Annotated in this window: 16 protein-coding genes; 3 read left to right on the top strand and 13 right to left on the bottom strand. The window is 39.2% G+C overall.

Annotation, left to right across the window (positions count from 1 at the left end; genetic code table 11):
* The 10 genes from B2X72_RS20335 to B2X72_RS20380 all read right to left on the bottom strand — a co-directional run.
* Positions 1-1,097 (bottom strand): complex I subunit 4 family protein (locus B2X72_RS20335; RefSeq protein WP_286851272.1); only part of this gene is annotated, 1,097 nt, incomplete at its 3' end.
* Positions 1,098-1,100: 3 nt separating this feature from the next.
* Positions 1,101-3,155 carry an NADH-quinone oxidoreductase subunit L gene (locus tag B2X72_RS20340; RefSeq protein ID WP_286851273.1) on the bottom strand — a complete coding sequence of 685 codons (2,055 nt, stop codon included), beginning with the start codon at positions 3,153-3,155 and terminating at the stop codon, positions 1,101-1,103.
* 3 nt (positions 3,156-3,158) lie between these two features.
* Entirely contained in the window at positions 3,159-3,467 is a 309-nt protein-coding gene (nuoK, locus tag B2X72_RS20345; protein WP_075994232.1) for an NADH-quinone oxidoreductase subunit NuoK, read from the bottom strand.
* Positions 3,464-4,006: an NADH-quinone oxidoreductase subunit J gene (locus B2X72_RS20350; protein ID WP_145329395.1), complete on the bottom strand. Its 543-nt coding sequence runs from the start codon at positions 4,004-4,006 to the stop codon at positions 3,464-3,466. The genes nuoK and B2X72_RS20350 overlap by 4 nt, the downstream gene beginning before the upstream one ends.
* A gap of 3 nt (positions 4,007-4,009) precedes the next feature.
* A complete protein-coding gene (locus B2X72_RS20355; protein WP_046672765.1) occupies positions 4,010-4,573 on the bottom strand; it encodes a NuoI/complex I 23 kDa subunit family protein in 564 nt (187 codons plus the stop codon).
* A 3-nt stretch (positions 4,574-4,576) separates the two neighbouring features.
* Positions 4,577-5,650: an NADH-quinone oxidoreductase subunit NuoH gene (gene nuoH, locus B2X72_RS20360; RefSeq protein WP_075994229.1), complete on the bottom strand. Its 1,074-nt coding sequence runs from the start codon at positions 5,648-5,650 to the stop codon at positions 4,577-4,579.
* Between the two features lie 250 nt (positions 5,651-5,900).
* On the bottom strand, positions 5,901-7,187 hold the full coding sequence (locus B2X72_RS20365; protein ID WP_075994228.1) for a citrate synthase: 1,287 nt from the start codon (positions 7,185-7,187) through the stop codon (positions 5,901-5,903).
* Between the two features lie 191 nt (positions 7,188-7,378).
* Entirely contained in the window at positions 7,379-7,624 is a 246-nt protein-coding gene (locus B2X72_RS20370) for a hypothetical protein (RefSeq protein ID WP_286851275.1), read from the bottom strand.
* An 81-nt stretch (positions 7,625-7,705) separates the two neighbouring features.
* Positions 7,706-8,713: an SPFH domain-containing protein gene (locus B2X72_RS20375; RefSeq protein WP_286851277.1), complete on the bottom strand. Its 1,008-nt coding sequence runs from the start codon at positions 8,711-8,713 to the stop codon at positions 7,706-7,708.
* A gap of 5 nt (positions 8,714-8,718) precedes the next feature.
* Complete coding sequence (locus B2X72_RS20380; RefSeq protein WP_286851278.1) at positions 8,719-10,089, bottom strand: hypothetical protein; 1,371 nt, start codon at positions 10,087-10,089, stop codon at positions 8,719-8,721.
* A gap of 332 nt (positions 10,090-10,421) precedes the next feature.
* Here B2X72_RS20380 and B2X72_RS20385 point away from each other — a divergent pair, with 332 nt between their 5' ends.
* Together B2X72_RS20385 and B2X72_RS20390 are read left to right on the top strand one after the other, a co-directional pair.
* Positions 10,422-10,784, top strand: a complete 363-nt coding sequence (locus B2X72_RS20385) for a BlaI/MecI/CopY family transcriptional regulator (RefSeq protein ID WP_209580554.1) — start codon at positions 10,422-10,424, stop codon at positions 10,782-10,784.
* Between the two features lie 4 nt (positions 10,785-10,788).
* Entirely contained in the window at positions 10,789-13,110 is a 2,322-nt protein-coding gene (locus tag B2X72_RS20390; protein ID WP_286851279.1) for a M56 family metallopeptidase, read from the top strand.
* Between the two features lie 111 nt (positions 13,111-13,221).
* On the opposite strand, the gene pth is transcribed toward B2X72_RS20390, so the two are convergent.
* The 3 genes from pth to B2X72_RS20405 form a co-directional block, all read right to left on the bottom strand.
* Positions 13,222-13,785, bottom strand: coding sequence for an aminoacyl-tRNA hydrolase (gene pth, locus B2X72_RS20395; protein ID WP_075994222.1), 564 nt, complete (start codon positions 13,783-13,785; stop codon positions 13,222-13,224).
* Between the two features lie 82 nt (positions 13,786-13,867).
* Positions 13,868-14,464 (bottom strand): 50S ribosomal protein L25/general stress protein Ctc, encoded by a 597-nt coding sequence (locus B2X72_RS20400; protein WP_075994221.1) that lies wholly within the window; start codon positions 14,462-14,464, stop codon positions 13,868-13,870.
* A 521-nt stretch (positions 14,465-14,985) separates the two neighbouring features.
* Positions 14,986-15,942, bottom strand: a complete 957-nt coding sequence (locus tag B2X72_RS20405; RefSeq protein WP_046672755.1) for a ribose-phosphate pyrophosphokinase — start codon at positions 15,940-15,942, stop codon at positions 14,986-14,988.
* 802 nt (positions 15,943-16,744) lie between these two features.
* On the opposite strand from B2X72_RS20405, the gene B2X72_RS20410 reads away from it, so the two are divergent.
* Positions 16,745-19,759 carry a DUF2723 domain-containing protein gene (locus B2X72_RS20410; protein WP_286851280.1) on the top strand — a complete coding sequence of 1,005 codons (3,015 nt, stop codon included), beginning with the start codon at positions 16,745-16,747 and terminating at the stop codon, positions 19,757-19,759.
* The last annotated feature ends 93 nt before the right edge of the window (positions 19,760-19,852 follow it).

Consider the following 19,852-nt stretch of genomic DNA (forward strand, 5'->3'; position numbering starts at 1 on the left):
GAAATCATCTGAAACATGGCGCCAGAAATACCTTCTGCAGTCAGCGATGCAATACCAAGCAGCACAAAACCCATATGAGAGACCGATGAATAAGCAATCATTCGTTTCAGGTCTTTTTGTGATAAGGCATTCAAGGCTCCATAAATAATGGATACAACACCGATCAATCCAAGCCACCAATTGGATAAGGCTGCCATATCGGGAAAGATACTATAACAGATACGGATGATACCGTAACCACCAATTTTCAGAAGGATACCAGCAAGAATAATAGATACTGGTGTCGGCGCTTCAACGTGCGCATCCGGTAGCCAAGTATGTAGGGGAGCAATGGGTACTTTAATGGCAAAGGCAAAGAAGAGCACAATGAAACCGATCAGTCGAGCCGAAACCCCCAAAATTTCCTGGTAACCCTCCCAGCCGAAAATAGAGCCCTCAAGATAATTCTGTGGATTCATCATATAGATCATGTTGAAGGTATGTGCTCCAGTCAAAGGGTTGATTACTGAAAAATACAATCCTACGATAATCAACAACATAAATACCGACCCGAATAGGGTATATAGAAAGAATTTTATGGCTGCGTATTCCCGTCTTGCACCACCCCAGATACCGATCAAGAAGTAGAGTGGCAGTAACATGACTTCATAAAACAAATAGAATAGGAAGAAATCCAGTGCGCAGAAAATTCCCATAATTGCCATATTGAGTACCATGAGCAAGGCAAAGTATCCCTTCGGACTTTTCTGTATATTCCAAGAAGCGCCTATAGCCATTAGCATAACGAAAGCACTCAGCAATAACAAGGGCATGGAGATCCCATCAATACCAATAAGATAATCGATCTCTAATTTACCTATTGATCCTAAATCTAATCGGATCCAAGAAAGCTGTTCAACAAATTGAAAGCCCGCCAGATCTTGGACTCCTGTTTTGCTTGCATCAAACTGTGCATAACATATTCCGGCTAGTACAAATTGTATTGCTGTGAATGCTAAAGCAATATATTTGTAACTCGATTTATATCGTGTCGGTAAGGCGAGAATGAGCGCCGTAGCCAATAGCGGTAAAAATATCAATAAGGATAAAATAGGCATTTCCTAAAAAAATATAAGATAAATTAAACCAAGTAAAACTAATAAAAAGACGGAATACAACGCTGTCTGTAGCTTCCCATTTTGGACCAGGCGGACTTGATTGCCGGTCCAGTAAGCCGCAGAAGCAACCGTATTAACAAAACCATCTACAATATATTTGTCTATCCATACACTTAGCTGAGAAAGGGATAAGACGAGAAACTGAATCAAAGAAACAAAGGCGTCAACAACATAACGGTCAAACCAGTAGCAGAACTGTGCCAATTTTAAGGTGCCATTGACAAATACTACTTCGTAAAACTGATTGATATACCCTTGATTGAAAGAAATCTTCAATGCCCAGTTAGCAGGGTTTAAAGGGTATTTATTCTGTACATACCATTTCCAACCGATGATCCAGCCAATAGCAGAACCAAGAAGCAGTATTGCTGGGATAATAAGGTGCGCACTATGGCTTGGTGCAAAAGTATATTCATCCAATAATAGGCCGTCCATCAACCAGGAATCGTGATACGAAAACGGTTTGAAAGAAAACAGTGGAAATAAGCAGAACAGTCCCAAAACAAACATGGGGATCAACATGGTCTTTGGTGCTTCATGTAGCGGTTGATCATGTAGTTTGCCCTGAAGCTGTTTCAACAGTCTGAACTCCCCAAAAAAGGCTTTGAACAGCAAACGACCGATGTAGAAAGCTGTTAAAATACTCACCAGAATCAAACTTATGGGGATGATAAGGTATAAGTTACCTTTTGAAATAGCCCATTCAAAGGAAGAGATAACGATACTATCTTTGGATAGATAACCTGAAGTCAACGGAAATCCTGCAAGTGCTAGCGAAGCTATGCTCATCAGCACGAAGGTCTTTGGCATATATTGACGTAGCCCGCCCATATTCCGTAAATCCTGCGGGTCAAAGTCCAGGTGGCTATGTTCTTTAAGATGGGCCATTTCATGAATGACAGCTCCGGCAGAAAGAAACAACAGACACTTAAAGAAGGCATGAGTCGTTAGGTGAAATAGTGCAGCATCCCATGTTCCAATGCCAATGCCAACCATCATAAAACCAAGCTGGGATATGGTCGAAAAGGCAAGAATACGTTTGATGTCGTATTGGCCAAGCGCGAAGTATGCGGCCAAAGCAGCGGTTATTGTACCAATGATGGCAATAAATAATAAGGCAGATTCATTAAATAATGGAAATACAGTAGCCAGCAGGAATACACCAGCAGCAACCATTGTCGCGGCGTGAATCAGCGAGGATACGGATGTAGGGCCTTCCATGGCATCAGGAAGCCATACATGTAATGGAAATTGTGCGGATTTAGCCATAGCTGCCAAGAAGAAGGCTAATCCAGCAATGGTAAGCCAAATCTGAGGTAAGCTATTGACTGGAGATATCCATAATCCTTGGGCGATTGTGGATTGATAGATTAAGCCATTGTCCCCAAATAGATCGATTAAATTGAGGGTTTTGAACTGTGTAAATAGGATCGCAAGCCCGATTAGAAAACCGAGGTCGCCGATGCGATTGACCAAAAATGCCTTTTTATTGGCTTGTACAGCTGTTTCACGTGTGAACCAGAAGCCGATGAGGAGATACGATGCAAAACCGACCAATTCCCAAAAAACATACATCAACAGGAGGCTATCCATAATGACCAATCCCAACATTGCAAAACAGAATAAGCTGAGATACATCCAATAGCGGTGAATACCTGTATCGCCATGCATATAGGCTCTGGAGTATATATGTACGGGTAAGGCAACAGTCGGTACCAAAAAAAGCATCAAAGTGCTCAAATTGTTCAGCAGGATACCAACTTTAAATGACGTTTCACCGATGGTGAACCAATTTACCTGAATTGATACCGCCGGATTATTCCATATGGAGAACCAGGTTAAGCCGCCAGCGATAAAGCTGAGGATGATGGCCGTGAGAGAAACAAGGCCGGACTGGTCGCGTTTACCTACTATTGCTTGATATACGAATGCCGCTAATGGTGCCACTAAGGTAAGCAGCGCAGTCAGAAGGGGCGATATGTGAACAAATTGATCCAATGCTTACTTGTCTTTTAATTGGTTTATCTCATCCGGATTAATGGTTTTGTAATGTCTATAAACATTTAATACGATAGCCAATCCAACAGCGACTGCGGCCGCAGCAAGAACGATGGCAAATAATGCAAAAATTTGCCCACCATAACTCAATTTATCATATTTTCCAAAAGCAACAAAGTTCAGGATAGCTGCATTGATCATCAACTCAATACCGACCAAAATCATAATTGCATTTTTCTTGGAAAGAACGGTATAAAGACCAATGCAAAAGATGCAGGCACTGACAACTAAAAAATGCGTCAGCGTAATCATATTGTACGCTCCTTTCTGGATAAATGTGAGGCACCTATCAAGGCCATCATCAAAAACACGGATATGATTTCAAATGGCAATACATAAAAAGTCATAAAACGTAATCCGATCTGATGAATATTATTGTCTGTTGCGACAATCTCGGTGTTATTTTCCCTAGCTTGTAAAATCCACGTCGAAGGGGTTTGTTGCCATTCAATAATGCCGTATAGCATGAGTAATAGGAAGCCAAGCACTACAGGAATAGTCTGCCATTTGGGTATGCTTAAGAATGAACCGCTGCTATCTTGGAGATCTTTTAAAAGCTCTTTATTAGAAAGCATAAAGGCAAATAACATCAATATGAGCACGCCTCCGACATACACCATAATTTGCGTGATAGCTACAAAATCGGCTAAAGCAAATAAGTAGAGTCCTGCCATAGCAAATAACACAATAAAAAACAGGAACAATGCACGCGCGATATTTTTAAGATTGACCAGTAAAAGTGCTGAACCGATTGCTAGGGTAGCAAAGGCGTAGAATAAAATACTTTCCATCTTTTATTTTTGCTTTGCTGCCTCCTTTTCAGCTTGAAATTTGGTCCATTCTGCTTTACGTTGTGCGACTTCGCTATCGGTCATATCTGAAAAACCATAGATAAGATCAGTCAGTTTTTGTGAGCTGCGGTCATATTCGTTGGTCATGGTAATACATTCTGTCGGACATACGACAGTACATAGCCCACAATACATACATTTAGCCATGTCAATGTTGAATTTGGCCGGGTATAGTCTTTTAACGCTACCATCGGAGGTTTTTCCAATCGCTTCTGGTGATTTGATGGCTTCGATTTCGATGCAGTCGACAGGACAAGCCTTTGCGCATAAATCACATACAATACAGTCCTCGATATCGACTTGCAGCTGATAGCGGGCAACCTCGGGGATAGGCATTTTTTCACGCGGATATTGAACAGTAACAATACCTTCCTGCTGATCAAAGTAGTTATCCTTTTTGATATTTAATTCCGTTCGCGAACGTCGGGCACCAAACAAGTGTTTAACAGTCAAAGATAAACCCTTGATTGCCGTACGAAATGCATGCGAAGCCGTTTTAAATATCATATCCTATGCTATAACTAAAATTCGCCAAATTGCAGAAATGGCCATACAAAGAAAAGCCAGCGGCGTCAATACTTTCCAACATAAACTCATCAGTTGATCTGCACGCAACCGCGGTAATGTCCATCGAATCCACATTTGGATACCAACAATAAACAATGATTTGGCTAATGTCCAAAATATTCCCCACACTAAGCCTGTGGTCCAATCGGCCAAACGGATCGCACCTATGTTTGGTAACGGTGTATTCCAAGCTCCTAAGAAGAGAACAACCCCCAACATCGATACCAAAAACATCATGGCATACTCCGCCAAAAAGATAAAGGCAAATTGTATCCCGCCATATTCTGTATGGAAGCCACCGACCAATTCAGATTCGGCTTCCGGGATATCAAAGGGAGCACGATTACACTCGGCAAGGGTTGCGATAAAGAATATGATGTAGGTGATAATCAAATGTGGAGCCTGAAAAATATTCCAGGCGAAGAGGCCCCCAATCTCATTGACTTCCCAAAGGCCCAAGAATTTAATGCTTCCATTGGTTAGGATGCCCTGTCCAATAGCGATTTCATTCAAATTTAGGGTTTGGGTTAGCATAACGACCGTAATTAGGGAGAGGCCTACCGGAATTTCATAGGACACCATCTGTGCTATGGCACGCATGGAGCCTAATAAAGAATATTTGTTGTTAGATCCCCAACCAGCCATTAAAATGCCCAAAGCATCAATGGAGATGATGGCCATTATGAAGAACAGACCCGTATGCGTATCCGCTGGAATAAAATCTTTGGCCCAGGGAATAACGGCAAAACCTGTAAATACAGCCACGAAAATAACGATAGGGGCAACTCTAAAGAGAATTTTATCGGCTGATGAGGGGGTAATTAATTCTTTTTGTAATAATTTGAGAATGTCGGCGATCGTTTGGAGACTGCCATACTTCCCTGTTTCCATCGGTCCTAAGCGATCTTGTACAAATCCTGCGATCTTTCGCTCGGCATATACTGCAAACAAGGTGAAAGCTGCTATAAAGGTGAAAATAGCAATGGGAACCAAGATATGTAGTATTGTTTCTAACAAGTCTTATTTATAATGATTTTTAATAAGAGACCAATGAATACGCAAACTTAACGAAAAACGGGGAATTTAGATAAGGAAAAATTAAAATATACTTAACAAGTAGATTATCGTGACAATAGCGTAACGACAAGTAATCATATCTTGTTCGAGTAGGTGGTTTCGGATGGCTGTAATGCCATCCATGTTAGCTCGGGTGAAAATAAAAAAGCACCCCGAGGGATGCTTTTTTAGGATATAAATCGAAATCGGATTAACGATTTGAAAATTCAACGTAGTCGCGTTCTGTGTGGCCAACGTAAACTTGTCTAGGACGACCGATAGGCTCTTTGTTTTCGCGCATTTCTTTCCATTGTGCAATCCATCCCGGTAGACGGCCTAAAGCAAATAATACGGTAAACATATCTGCTTTGAAACCTAATGCACGGTAGATGATACCTGAATAGAAGTCAACATTTGGATAAAGTTTTCTGTCGATGAAATATTGGTCATTCAATGCTGCTTCTTCAAGCTTTTTAGCGATATCCAATACCGGATCTTGAACGCCTAATTTCTCCAAGATATCATCACATGCTTTTTTGATGATCTTAGCACGAGGGTCGAAGTTTTTATAAACGCGGTGACCGAATCCCATTAGACGGAAAGGGTCGTTTTTGTCTTTTGCTTTAGCAAGATATTTTTCAGCATCACCACCATCATTTTTAATGGCCTCCAACATCTCGATTACGGCTTGGTTTGCACCACCATGTAATGGTCCCCATAATGCATTGATACCTGATGCAACAGATGCATAAAGGTTTGCATTGGATGAACCAACGATACGAACAGTAGATGTCGAACAGTTTTGCTCATGATCAGCATGTAAAATCAACAATTTGTGCATGGCGTCAATGACAACAGGATCAAATGTTTTTTCATCATTCACTTCTCCAAACAGCATGTTTAGGAAGTTGTCAATATAGCCAAGATTATTTTTGGGATAAACAACAGGATGACCTAATGATTTCTTTTGAATCCAGGAAACGATTGTTGGCATTTTTGCCAAAAGATTGATGATCGTTTGATCTTCTTCTTCGTCTGTTAAGTTTGGATTTAAAGATTCTGGATAAAATGCCGACAATGCGCCTACTAAACACGAAAGTTGGCCCATTGGGTGAGATTTGGATGGGAATCCAGCGAAGAAGTTCTTCATATCTTCATGAATCATCATTTGCTTTTTGATGTCAGCTCTGAATTTTTCCAATACCTCTTTTTTGGGAAGCTCTCCATAAATCAACAAATAAGCAACTTCCAAGAAAGTCGATTTCTCTGCCAATTGTTCAATTGGATATCCTCTATATCTCAATATGCCTTTTTCACCATCAAGGAAAGTAATCGCACTTTTCGTTGCACCTGTATTTTTGTATCCTGGGTCTAACGTAATAAATCCGCTTAGATCTCTTAATTTGGAAATATCAACTGCTTTTTCATTTTCAGTACCGACAATGACCGGTAGGTCATACGAAGTGCCGTCTAAATTTATAGATGCTTTATCTGACATGTTTATATATTATCTTATATCTGATTTGTTGTGCTAATCTCACAAATTTAACTATTTGATATTTAAAATTGAAAGTTCTTTTGGAATTAAAATGACATGATTGCGTCATTTTGGATAATATTCACTAATTATTTACTTAAATAAGCAAATAATTTATTCAAATTTAACATTATCTTATTTTGCAAAAAATATCAATCTATTTTTCTTTGCGCAACCTTTCCTTTGTCTTCGTAGTTACCCTGTTTACCCGATCCAAAAAAGGGGAGTATGACAAAACATACCAGAATAATAGAGGTTAGTGTCAGAATTCCCGTAGTCCACAATATTTTGCTGAAGTTCTCTGCATCCAATAGCTGAATGCCCCAAAGCCCCAGTAGGAAATAGGTGGCAACGAAAAGTATCACCAAGGTGAGTAATATACCGAATATGTATTTCATAGCTGAATTAATTTATGTGTTATGAATTGATTCACCTCGGTATAATTGAGCTGAATCGTGATATGAATATCCCCGCATGCATTATATTTTATTGAGGATCTGTTTTTTGAGCGTATCGAATTCTTCTTGGGTAATGATGTTTTCACGGAGCAGCAGCTGCAGCTTTTGAAGTTTCTCGACAAAGTCGCCCTCTTGCTGAATATGATCTTTGATTTCCTCTTTTTGAAGGTCAAACTGTTTTCCGAGTTCCATACCGACACCCAGTTGTGCGCCTACACCGGCGATCCCGCCTTCATTTTTAGCTGCATCGCGTAGCGCCCGTAATTTTTCCAGTTCAACATAGCTTAAGCCTGCCTGCTGTGCCGCTTGGTTTTGGGTGGTCAAATCTGCGATTTCTCCGATTCTTCGTTGAGTATTGGCGTCAAATTGAGTTCCTAAGATTTTGAAATCCGTAACATCGAGCCCAAGATCCTTAAAGTCTTGTTCAACTGCAGTTTTGATATCGCTGGATAGCAGCCCCAGTTGGCTGTCAATCTCATTATAACCTAGTTTCTTTTGTGCAATCTGCGCAATAATTTGTTGTGGGATCCGATTATTGATGATGTCTTGAATGACAGCTGTGTTGACCGTATTTTGATTTGCTAAAATGTTTTTATAGAAATGCACTGGTTCCTTGATCAGGTAAGAGAATGTACCATTCAAGCCGATTTCTATTGGTAAATTGTAATGGGGGTCGATATATTTAATAGGTGTTCCGGTTCCCCAGGATTGATTGACGATAGCGGCTGTGCGAAAAAAGTAGATGTAAAGCTTATGTTCGGATTCAAAATTCTGCCGTAAACGCGCTAAAGTGGTAAAGAAGGGATGGTTGTCCGTTTTGAGGTTGTACGTTCCTGGTTCGGTCAGCAGGTTTTCACCTTTTCCCTCATACACAAGGATGCAGCCCTGCCCTGGAGCGAGGATCAGCTTGCTGGAATTTTTGATCTCATTCCTTTCGGATGGGAATTTATACCACAATAATCGAGGGTCTTGGTTTTTCCACTCGATGACTTCAGAAAGTTGGTTGTTAAAAAGATTAAATAGTCCCATAGTGATTAATTTAGTGTGTCGAATTTGGGGTTATACCCTTCAAACTTGTTGATTTGTTTTCCATTATTATCAAAATAATAATAGTCGCTGGCGCCCTTTATAATAAAACCATCTTTGAGCAGGCTCCCATTTCCATACATGGATTTAAGATCTGTAGTCACTGTTTTTTGTATAGCGCCAGTTGTTACATCCAATAGTTGGATCTGGAAAGGATCGTCTTCGGCAGGCGTTGGTTTATACGCAATGAGTAGCGTTTTGTCATTCTGCGCAATGATTACAGGCTGAAAGTAAAGTCTTCCTGGCGTAAAGTCCTTGAAGCTAATCAGACGGGCGCCCTTAAATTGCCATGGATTAATCAATACCTTTTTATAAGGATCACGGTCGGTAAAAATACCCGAACCGCCATAGTCTTTATCCCAGGAAAAGCGCGGGCTATCTTTAGGAAATCCATATTGATATTGGTAACTGTACTGGATTAACTGGATTTTTTCTTCCGGATAATAACTGGATTTACTTGAAAAAGCGAATTCCGTTTTTGTCGTTGGATTGGGAAGTTTTTTCCTTCTCTCATCGTAAAGCTGTTTATCGGGGATAGATTTATTAATTAAGGGGTAATAAGCTAGATTTTGACCCTCATTGTTGACAATTTGATAGGCTGATCCATAGTCTTCGTATTTAAATTCAACCTTAGCGATGCCTGTGCTTAAAGATGGCGCATCTTTCACATAGTTCTCAAGCACACTTTTATATGTAAGTGTATTTCTGTCCAGCTGATAAATGTATTTGGCTTTGACGATAATATAGAGATTCTGGTCTTCAAATACCTGAAGTTTGACGTCGCTGCTCGACAGTTCGACAGGTGTTTCCATCAGAGCTTTTACCCATTCTTTTTTACCCGTTTTGGGATCGAAGAGCCCAATATAAACCTTATTGTCCTTGTTTTCGTCCATTCGTTTTCTGAAGGTTCCGACATTACCGACGACAACAACGTGGGGCGTATTATCTTTGTCCAAAAATAGTGTGTTGCTTGCGTAATTCCATTCAAGAGGTTCTACCTCTTCTTTTTCCTCTGCTGTATTAGAGGTGCTGTAAGTTGAATAATTGGTCGCTGGCTTTTTGGAAAAAATAGCGCTTAGGGCTCCAATGACAAACATAAGCGCAATAAAGCCCACGACAGCAAATAATACAATCCGTACGGCTTTATATTGATCCGGATTGTTGCGCGGATAGTTGTAGTTGTGATTGATATTGATGTCGTCGCTATCTAAAAAAAATTCTGTTCCACAGCTATCGCATTTATAATAATCGGGGCGTAGTGTGGTGATTTTTATACTTCCGCAATGCGGACATTTAATCGCTTTGATATTTTTAGCCATTTATCTTACCTGTATTTTTTTGAACCATCTTTTGGCGCATACAACCGGACTGATTCCAGGGGATTCTATCCAGTTGAAAGTTCTGCCTTTTCAATTGATGAAACGATTTATGTGTGAATTTAGAATTAAAATAATCGTATAACAAATTTTCTGCCAGCTAACTTATATTCGTCGAATCTGAGTTTAAATACGCAGGAAATGAGCCGTTTGATTTTTTTAAACAAGGGAGACGGCGCTGTTCACTATTAATTTGTAAAACAAAGAGAAAATATTTTTGGTATTTACGAATTATTCGTAGATTAGTGAAAGATTAGAAAAAGGAATAAATAGCTATGGAAAAATTAACAGCACAGGAAGAGCAGGCAATGCAATCTATTTGGAGTCTCAATGGAGGTTTTATAAAAGAGATTTTGGATAATATCAAGGGTGAAAAGATGCCTTATACCACCTTGGCTTCAACAGTAAAGAATCTGGAACGTAAAGATTTTGTGAAAGCAGTACGTTATGCCAATGCCAAGCGCTATGAACCGATGGTGAGTGAAGAAGATTATAAAGCGAAATTTATGAATTCCTTTGTGGGCGATTATTTTAAAAATTCCTATAAGGAGATGGTATCTTTTTTTGTGCAGGAAGAAAAACTAACGGCTGATGAATTAAAGGAAATTATGGACATGATTAAGCATAATAAATCTTAATAACATGGAAAGCTTACTGACCTATATTATTCAAGTCAACCTGCTCTTGGGGATTATCTATTTGGGATATATTGGACTATTGAAAGGGCTGACGTTCTATGTGCTAAATCGAGTTTACTTTTTGGCAGGAGGGCTATTTGCTTTTCTGTATCCATTTCTGGATTTAAAGTCTTTGTTCGTGCAGCGCGGGCTGAATATGGGGGCGGTAGGCGAGCAGATTTCGCTTTATATTACTGAGCCGGAAGTGCAGCAACAACTGACCTTGGGAAGGTTGGTGGAAATTGTGTTTATGGTTGGTGCGATTGTATTGTTATTGAAGTTTGTATTTCAATTATTGAGTTTATTACGGATTCATCTGAATTCAAAGTCCGATCAATGGCGGACGTATCTATTTCGGAATGTGCTTATTCCTATTGTTCCATTTTCGTTTTTGAATAAAATCTATGTCAATAAAGGGCAGCATGTTGATGCTGAACTAAAAGATATTTTTAAGCATGAGGATATTCATGTGAAAGGCCTTCACAGTTTGGATATTTTACTGTTTGAAATGATATTGGTGTGTTGTTGGTACAATCCTTTCGTCTGGCTCATGCGCAGGGCCATTCGCCAAAATTTGGAGTTTCTGACTGATCAACAGGTTCTCGATAAAGGAATTGACAAGCAGACGTACCAATACAGCCTATTGAATGTGTCCAAAAAGGGCACTTCAGTAGGATTGAGCAATCAATTTAATTTTAAACTTTTAAAACGTCGCATTATGATGATGAACAAGAAGCGATCATCGAAAATAGAGCTGAGTAAATACGCCTTTCTTTTACCCGTATTTTTATTGACGGGAGCAGCATTTACGGTAAGTAAAGCGGAGGGAAGTATAGAGGGGGTAGTTGAGAAGGCAAATGAGACAGTATTACCTATTCAGTTACCAACAGTTGATTTACGATCTCAGACAGATCAATCAAATATGAAAACTACTGTATTGGCGGATACTTTGGCTAAAGCAAATAAAGTGGAGGCGAGAGATTTTAAGGAAATCAAGAGATCCGCTATTGATTTCTCTAAAAATCAAAAGTATTTTGTGGATAATAAATTGGTCTCTAAGGCAGAATTTTTGGCTATTCCTGAAGGAAAACTGGCGAAGTACTGGTTTTCGAATGACAGTGATATGATCAAGTATCGGACAAAGTCTTCAATTGATATTTCTGGCGGAGCAATTTTGGCCAATACTGTTGAGATGCAACAACATGCGGATATAGCACAAAAAAAAATACGCTGTGTTATGAATGGTATTGTGCAAGAAAAGACTTTTACTGTGGATGATATCGATCCGAATACTATAGCGTCAGTCTCGGTATTACAAGGTAAGGCAGCTATTGATAAGTATGGTGAAGATGTTGGGAAAGATGGTATCCTTGAAGTGAATTTAAAAGAAGGAGCTCATATTGGTAAAGATATGACCAAACTTAAAGGTCTTACGATTGGGGTGACGTATCGTGATGATCAGTTAACGAATGATAAGTCAACTGATGTGGTGTATGTTATTGATGGCAAGAGAGCAGATCAAAAAATGATTAAGGAGCTGGTGCTGACACCGGAAGAAATAGCGACTTTATCGGTTTGGAAGGATGCTGAAGCAATTAAGAAATATGGTGAGGATGCTAAGAATGGTGTTTTAGTTATTACGACAAAAAAATGGGCTCGTGAAAATCCGGATAAGGTGAATAATAAGTTTCGTTTCATAGGGCAGGAAAATAAAAAAAGGGATGATGTCGTTACCGTCGTTGGCTATAAGAGAGACAACAGTGTGGATGATAAGATTAGTTCGACGATTGGTTCTAAGAAAAACGAAGGACAGGGTGAAAAAGTTGTTGCTGTGGTTGGTTATAAGAAAAGTGAGAAATTGGATGACGCGAAACTGGATGTTTTTTCGGATAGATCAAAAAGGATAAGTTCTGACGCGGTAATGGGATTGTTGGGGAATAATTCAGCGAATGAGTCTATTGGTACTGATTTTCCATCTGTTCGTGTTCGTGGTTATAATGGAAAAGTCAAGCCATTAATTGTGGTTGATGGGGATATAAAGGCTGAGGGGGTTATGAATAAACTTGACCCGAAGGATATTGAATCCATGGAGATCCTGAAAAATAGCAGTGCGACTGCGTTATATGGAAATGCCGGCAAAGATGGGGTTATTCTCGTTACGACCCGCAAGAAAGCAAGTGAGGTTAAAAGTAGTGAGGAAGCTAATGGGAAGTTGAAGTTGAAGGTAAGCGGCATCATTAAGATGGAGATAGAAAAAGAAAAGGTCCGGGCAGAAAGCAGCAACTAATGTAAGACTCTCTTAGTAAAAGATAAAAAAAGACCGATTTAAATCGGTCTCTTTTTGTTATAAATCAATACCAATATAGGGTATTACATTAATGAGTTTTAGTGACTTCTATTATTTTGTATTGAGGTTCGTCATCGTCAGCTCGATGCCGATATTGACAAAACTCTGGATCATTTTAACGGAATGGTCAATTAAAGCCGGTAGTTCAGCTTGTTCCTCTTTGTCAAAAGGGCCAAGTACATAATCTACTTGTCTACCTTTTGGGTAATTGTCACCAATACCAAAACGTAGGCGCGGATAAACCTGTCCGCCACAAAGCTGTTCAATGGATTTAAGTCCGTTATGACCGGCGCTGCTTCCTTTGGGCTTCATCCGTAGCGAACCAAATGGAATGGCCAGATCATCCACAATCACCAATACATTCTGAATTGGAACTTTACATTGTTGCATATAGTAGTTAACAGCCTTACCACTTAAGTTCATGTAAGTCGTGGGTTTAATTACTGTGACGTTGTGGCCTCTTTGCTTAAATTCGCTATAATAGGCTAACTTGAGCAAGGAGAAACTGGCGCCAGCCTGTTTGACAAGCTCGTCGGCAACCATAAAACCTATATTATGCCGTGTATCGGCATATTCACTGCCAATGTTGCCCAATCCAACGATAAGATAATTCATGATGCAAAAATAAAAATTTTAATAAACAAAAAAAGCACCGAATTTCGGTGCTTTCTGTAGTATTTTAAGAATCTTGTTCAGATTATTTTTTACCACCTTTAGATGCTTTCGCTGCTTCTTGTTCAGCTTGACGCAATGCACGAGACATGATTACTGATACGATTGTATCATCAGCATTGTTTAATACTTTTGCGTTTTCCAATTGAATTTGACCTACACGAACTGATTTACCAACTTCTAAAGATTCCATTGGTACAGCAATTTCTTGTGGTAGGTTTGCAGGTAATGCTTTTACGCGTAAATTACGTAATTTTTGAACTAATTTACCCCCCATTTTAACACCTGGAGAAGTTCCTGTTAATTTGATAGGAATATTCAATGATACTTCTTTATCATCAAATAATTCTAAAAAGTCAACGTGCGTAACTAAGTCAGTTAATGGGTGGAATTGTGCGTCTTGAACGATAGCTCTTTTAGTTTGACCTTCAATGTTTAATTCAACAATGATTACGTCTGCAGTGTAAAGAACTGGTTTCAAATCAGCTGCGGATACAGAAAGAGCTGTTTGCTCTGTACCACCGTAAAGTACTGCTGGTACTAAACCTTGGTAACGCAATTCTTTTGCATCTCTTTTCCCTACGTTCTGTCTTACAGAACCGCTAATAGCAATTGATTTCATCTTTTAATTTTTTATAAATTTGAGGTGCAAAGATAATCTAATTTCTGATATTATCAAAAAAATACGACCGCTATTAGTTCGGAAACAGATACTTATTCCAGGTTTTTGATTTTTCCATGTTCATGACTATGCCTATTCAAGGCTACTAATTTACCCTAAAGTATGACCAAATTGATACCATTTCCTATATTAAAACTGGAATAGGACTCTTTTAGTAGGGGTATAACAGGGGGTTAGCAGGGCTTTACCCCTGTTATACCCCTACTAACCCCCTGTTAACCCCCTGTAAATCCCCTGTTATTGGAGAAGTTGACAGCAGTCAATTGCTAACCTATATACTTGATAAAAATGCCTAATCGCCTGTGGTTAAAAGATAAGAACCAAGCGGAAGAGTGTTTTTAAATGTTTGTTGGTTTTTGGGAGAAGATTGGGTGGTGGCGCAATACAAAAAAAAGACCCTGGTCGTTAAGCTGAATGCTTTCTGTACCAGGGTCCAATATCTAGAATCTAAAACTCAAAGATTATTCTACTTCAAATAAATCGGAGATTGAAGAGTGTTGATTTACACTTGTGATTGCTTTTGCAAATAAATCAGCCGTTGATAATACTTTGATTTTGGTCGATTGTTTTGCTTTTTCTGGATCTAATTGAATGGTATCGGTTACGATCATTTCTGACAAGACCGAGTTTTCAATTGTTTCATATGCCTTTCCGGACAATACAGCATGTGTACAAACAGCTCTTACAGATTTTGCACCATTTTCCATGATCAGTGCTGCTGCTTTTGAAAGTGTACCAGCAGTATCACAGATATCATCGATTAAAACAACGTCCTGACCTGTTACGTCACCGATGATAGACATCGATTCGATTTCGTTTGCACGTTTACGACGTTTGTCACAGATAATAACTTCTGCATTGAAAAATTTAGCAAAGGTACGTGCTCTGTATGAACCACCCATATCTGGTGAAGCAATCGTTAGATTTGGAAGTTTTAACGATTTGATATAAGGAACAAAAATGATAGAACCATCCAAATGGTCAACAGGGATATCGAAAAAACCTTGGATTTGTGCTGCGTGCAGGTCCATTGTCATGATACGGTGGATACCAGCTGCAGTCAACAGATTGGCGATCATTTTTGCGCCAATAGCAACTCTTGGTTTGTCTTTTCGATCTTGTCTTGCGAAACCAAAGTAAGGGACCACCGCGGTGATATAATGCGCTGAAGCTCTCTTCGCTGCATCTGTCATCAATAATAATTCAAAAAGATTGTCGGTAGGTTGGTTGGTAGATTGGATAATGAATACATCGCTTCCGCGAACTGACTCATTGTAGAAAGGTTGAATCTCACCGTCGCTAAAACGCGACAATGTTTTGTCTCCTAGTGGTTTCCCGTAAGATTGTGCGATTTTTTCGGCTAGTTCTGTAGTGCCAGAACCTGCAAATAGTTTAACCGTGTTGAATTGCAAAGGCATGGTTTTGTATATTTATGTTGGGTTATTGTATTGTCGTTTATTCAATATTTTTATTCCCTTACTGTTTTTTAAAGTTAAACATTAAAAAAAATGGATTGTTTTCACAATCCATATACGCTTAACTTTAAAAGTTGTCCGACCTGGATTCGAACCAAGACAAACAGAACCAAAAACTGTTGTACTACCCTTATACTATCGGACAATGTCTCTAAAAAGTCAACGTTTCCGTTTTTCTCTTTTTGACGACGCAAAGATAGAGATTTGTTTTAAAAATCAAAATGTAAATTTAAAAAAATCTAAACCCTTTTATAAATAATAAGCCTTGCATATAACGCAGAAAAGGCTTGCATCTGCAAGCCTTTTCTATTGTTTGTTGTCCGACCTGGATTCGAACCAAGACAAACAGAACCAAAAACTGTTGTACTACCCTTATACTATCGGACAAACAATTCAAAAGTGATTGCTATCGTGATGATGTCGATCACATTTGATGATGCAAATATACGGACTATTCTCATTTCTGCAAATAAAAATGAACTTAAAAGTGTATTAGGGCTGATTTTCAAAGAAATAATTTTTGTTTTGATTTGAAAAGATATGCACGCTAAGCTTTTTTATCGAGATGTTGGCCCACAAAAGTACATGCGTGATTTTGGGAATGCTTTCCTTTCAGCCAATATTGGATCGCGTAATGAAATTTTTTCAATTAATATGTGTTAAAAAATCAGAATAAAGTTCATTTCTTATTAACTTATCCTTATTTTCGAGCCGTATTAATAATACTTTTTACAGTTATCATTTTATGAACTATACTAAAATCAACAATCTTTTAGGATGGATATGTGCGCTAATAGCAACTGTAGCGTATGTCATGACTGCCGAACGATCGACGAGTTGGTGGGACTGTGGCGAGTTTATCGCTTCAGCCTTTAAACTTCAAATTGTGCACCAGCCAGGAGCACCTTTATTCTTAATGATTCAAAATATATTCTCAAACCTTGCTGGTGGAGATGTTACACGAATTGCTTTCTGGATGAACGTAGGATCGGCAGTATGTAGTGGTCTGACCATTTTGTTTTTATTTTGGACAATTACAGCTTTAGCAAAGAAAATCGTTGTAAAAGGTGTTGATGGATCATATACATCCACCGATTTAATCAAAATATTCGGTTCAGGCGCTGTTGGTGCATTGGCTTATGCTTTTACGGATACTTTTTGGTTCTCAGCAGTAGAGTCCGAAGTATATGCCATGTCTTCTTTATGTACAGCCGTCGTATTTTGGGGTATTCTAAAATGGGAAAATCATGCCGATGAAGCTGGTTCGGACCGCTGGTTGATCTTTATCGCCTATGTGATGGGACTTTCTATCGGGGTACACTTATTGAACCTTCTGGTGATTCCGGCAATTGCTTTGGTCATTTATTTTAAACGTTCAAAAACAGTGACATCGTCGGGTGCGATCAAAGCTTTCTTAACCGGTGTTGTTGTTTTGGCGCTGATTTTATGGGGTATTATTCAATACACTGTTAAAGCCGCCGCATATTTTGATCTGTTCTTTGTGAATAGTTTGGGCATGGGCTTTGGTACTGGATTTAACTTATTCATGATTTTAGCGGTAGCTCTTTTCGTATATGGGATCTGGTATTCAATCAAAAAGGTAAAACCGATGTTAAATCTGATCTTAATCAGTGCAGCATTTATTATTTTTGGTTATAGTTCCTTTGCCATGATCATGGTGCGCGCCAAGGCAAATCCTACGTTAAATAACAGTGATCCGGATAATGCATTTTCTTTTGTGAGTTATCTTGGACGTGAGCAATATGCCAGTGAGCCGCTTTTGAATGGACCTACATTTGATGCGCAAGTGGTTGATGCCGAGCCTACGTATACGTACAGAAAAGATAAAGACAAGTATACCAAGGTGGAGAACGGCATGGATTATAAATACGATAAAACGATGTTTTTTCCGCGTGTTTATAGCTCAAGAGACCAAAATCATATAGATTATTACCGCGATTACCTAAAGATTCCTGAAGGACAATCGCCAACATTTGGGGATAACTTAAAGTTCTTCTTTAGCTATCAGATCGGACACATGTACGGTCGTTATTTTCTTTGGAACTTTGCTGGTCGTCAAAATGACCAACAAGGACAGGGTTCCTTCACTGAGGGGAACTGGATCTCAGGGGCTAAACCTGTAGACCAGATGCATGTGGGCGGACAGAATGCCATTCCAGATTCATTGAAGACTGACCCTTCAAACAATAAATATTATTTCTTGCCTTTGATCATTGGTTTAATTGGTGCATTCTGGCATTTTGGAAAAAGACAACGTGATGCGGGAATTGTGGGTCTGTTGTTTTTCTTTACAGGATTAGCAATTGTATTGTATCTAAATCAAAGTCCACTTCAACCACGTGAACGTGATTATGCATATGCAGGTTCTTTTTATGCCTTCGCCATCTGGATCGGGCTCGGTGTTTTCGCTATTGCGGATTATCTGAGCAAAAAAGTGGATGGTAAAATTGCCGCCGGTGCCGCTACAGTAGCCTGTCTATTGGGGGCTCCAGTATTGTTGGGCTTCCAAAACTGGGATGATCACGACCGTTCGGAGAAAACAACTGCCCGTGATCTTGCTAAAAACTATTTGGCGTCATGTGCACCCAATGCGATTTTATTTACTTATGGTGATAATGATACCTATCCTTTATGGTATGTTCAGGAAGTCGAAAATTATCGTCCGGATGTACGTGTCGTAAACTTAAGTTTGTTGAGTTCGGACTGGTATATGCGCCAGATGAAACAAAAAGTGAATCAGGCAGATGGTTTACCGATCAATATCGATGATGAAAAGTTCAAGAAAGGTGTTCGCGAAGTGCTTTATTATCAGGATATGAAAGTTCCGGGTCATGTGGATCTTGATTTGATCATGCAGATTTTATTGTCTGATGATCAAAAGAATAAATTGGAATTGCGTGGTGGTAAATTTGAGAACTTTCTGCCAACCAAAAACTTTAGCCTTCCGGTGAACAAAGAATCTGTTCTGAAAAATAATGTCGTTCCTAAAGCTTGGCAAGAATCTATTGTCGACACCATGAGCTGGACCTACAATAGAAATTATATCTCTAGAGCTGAATTATCTATCTTAAACGTGTTATTGAATAACGATTGGAAACGTCCAATTTATTTTGCGGCAACAGTTCCAAATGATAACTACCTTGGTTTAGATAAATATTTGGTGCAAGAGGGTTTTGCCTTGCGCTTGATGCCGATTGCAACTCCTGCCGGGGCAGAAGGTACATTGGTTGATACACAGTCTGCTTATAAAGACATTACTACGAAATACCAATGGGGTAATATGGCGCATGCTTCTTACCTGGATCCTGAATCTTACCGCATGATTACCATGATTACAAATACCGTAATGGGTGGTACAGCGACACAGTTGATGATGGAAGGTCATAAGGATGAGGCGCGTAAAGTCGCTGTCGAAACTTACGAGAAAATGCCAAAACGTGTTTATTTGATGCGCGATATTTTAGGCTATATTCCAATTGTTAATGTGTTGTATGAAACTGGTGAAACGAAGCGTGCAAATGAAATCGTAAACCGTAACCTGAAGTTTATGACCCAAAACATGCGTTGGTATCAGGATATTGCACAAACAAAACCTGAGCTGGAATATTCAAATATAGGTACAGCATTACGTGCTTTGGGTGCCTATAAGAGTATCTTGGCCTCTACCTCGGAAAAACAATTGCTACAGCAAGTGACCGATTTAGAAAAATCGTATAAACAACAGTATGGTGTTGAGTAACAATTAGAGACATCACTTTAAACGAAGGAGCTGCCCTTTACTACAGTATTCGAAAGGAAATACACTTTTTGATGCGATGTAGGAAAGGGCGGC

It is taken from the genome of Sphingobacterium sp. UBA7253 (assembly GCF_002472745.1).
Classification (GTDB): Bacteria; Bacteroidota; Bacteroidia; order Sphingobacteriales; family Sphingobacteriaceae; genus Sphingobacterium; species Sphingobacterium siyangense.

Excerpts from the sequence above, each read along its gene's own strand:
- B2X72_RS20370 (WP_286851275.1), bottom strand. The coding sequence starts at position 7,624 with ATGAAATACATATTCGGTATATTACTCACCTTGGTGATACTTTTCGTT.
- B2X72_RS20380 (WP_286851278.1), bottom strand. The coding sequence starts at position 10,089 with ATGGCTAAAAATATCAAAGCGATTAAATGTCCGCATTGCGGAAGTATA.
- B2X72_RS20390 (WP_286851279.1), top strand. The coding sequence starts at position 10,789 with ATGGAAAGCTTACTGACCTATATTATTCAAGTCAACCTGCTCTTGGGG.
- pth (WP_075994222.1), bottom strand. The coding sequence starts at position 13,785 with ATGAATTATCTTATCGTTGGATTGGGCAACATTGGCAGTGAATATGCC.
- B2X72_RS20355 (WP_046672765.1), bottom strand. The coding sequence starts at position 4,573 with ATGATATTTAAAACGGCTTCGCATGCATTTCGTACGGCAATCAAGGGT.
- B2X72_RS20410 (WP_286851280.1), top strand. The coding sequence starts at position 16,745 with ATGAACTATACTAAAATCAACAATCTTTTAGGATGGATATGTGCGCTA.
- B2X72_RS20400 (WP_075994221.1), bottom strand. The coding sequence starts at position 14,464 with ATGAAATCAATTGCTATTAGCGGTTCTGTAAGACAGAACGTAGGGAAA.
- B2X72_RS20405 (WP_046672755.1), bottom strand. The coding sequence starts at position 15,942 with ATGCCTTTGCAATTCAACACGGTTAAACTATTTGCAGGTTCTGGCACT.
- B2X72_RS20350 (WP_145329395.1), bottom strand. The coding sequence starts at position 4,006 with ATGGAAAGTATTTTATTCTACGCCTTTGCTACCCTAGCAATCGGTTCA.
- B2X72_RS20375 (WP_286851277.1), bottom strand. The coding sequence starts at position 8,713 with ATGGGACTATTTAATCTTTTTAACAACCAACTTTCTGAAGTCATCGAG.
- B2X72_RS20385 (WP_209580554.1), top strand. The coding sequence starts at position 10,422 with ATGGAAAAATTAACAGCACAGGAAGAGCAGGCAATGCAATCTATTTGG.
- nuoK (WP_075994232.1), bottom strand. The coding sequence starts at position 3,467 with ATGATTACGCTGACGCATTTTTTAGTTGTCAGTGCCTGCATCTTTTGC.
- B2X72_RS20365 (WP_075994228.1), bottom strand. The coding sequence starts at position 7,187 with ATGTCAGATAAAGCATCTATAAATTTAGACGGCACTTCGTATGACCTA.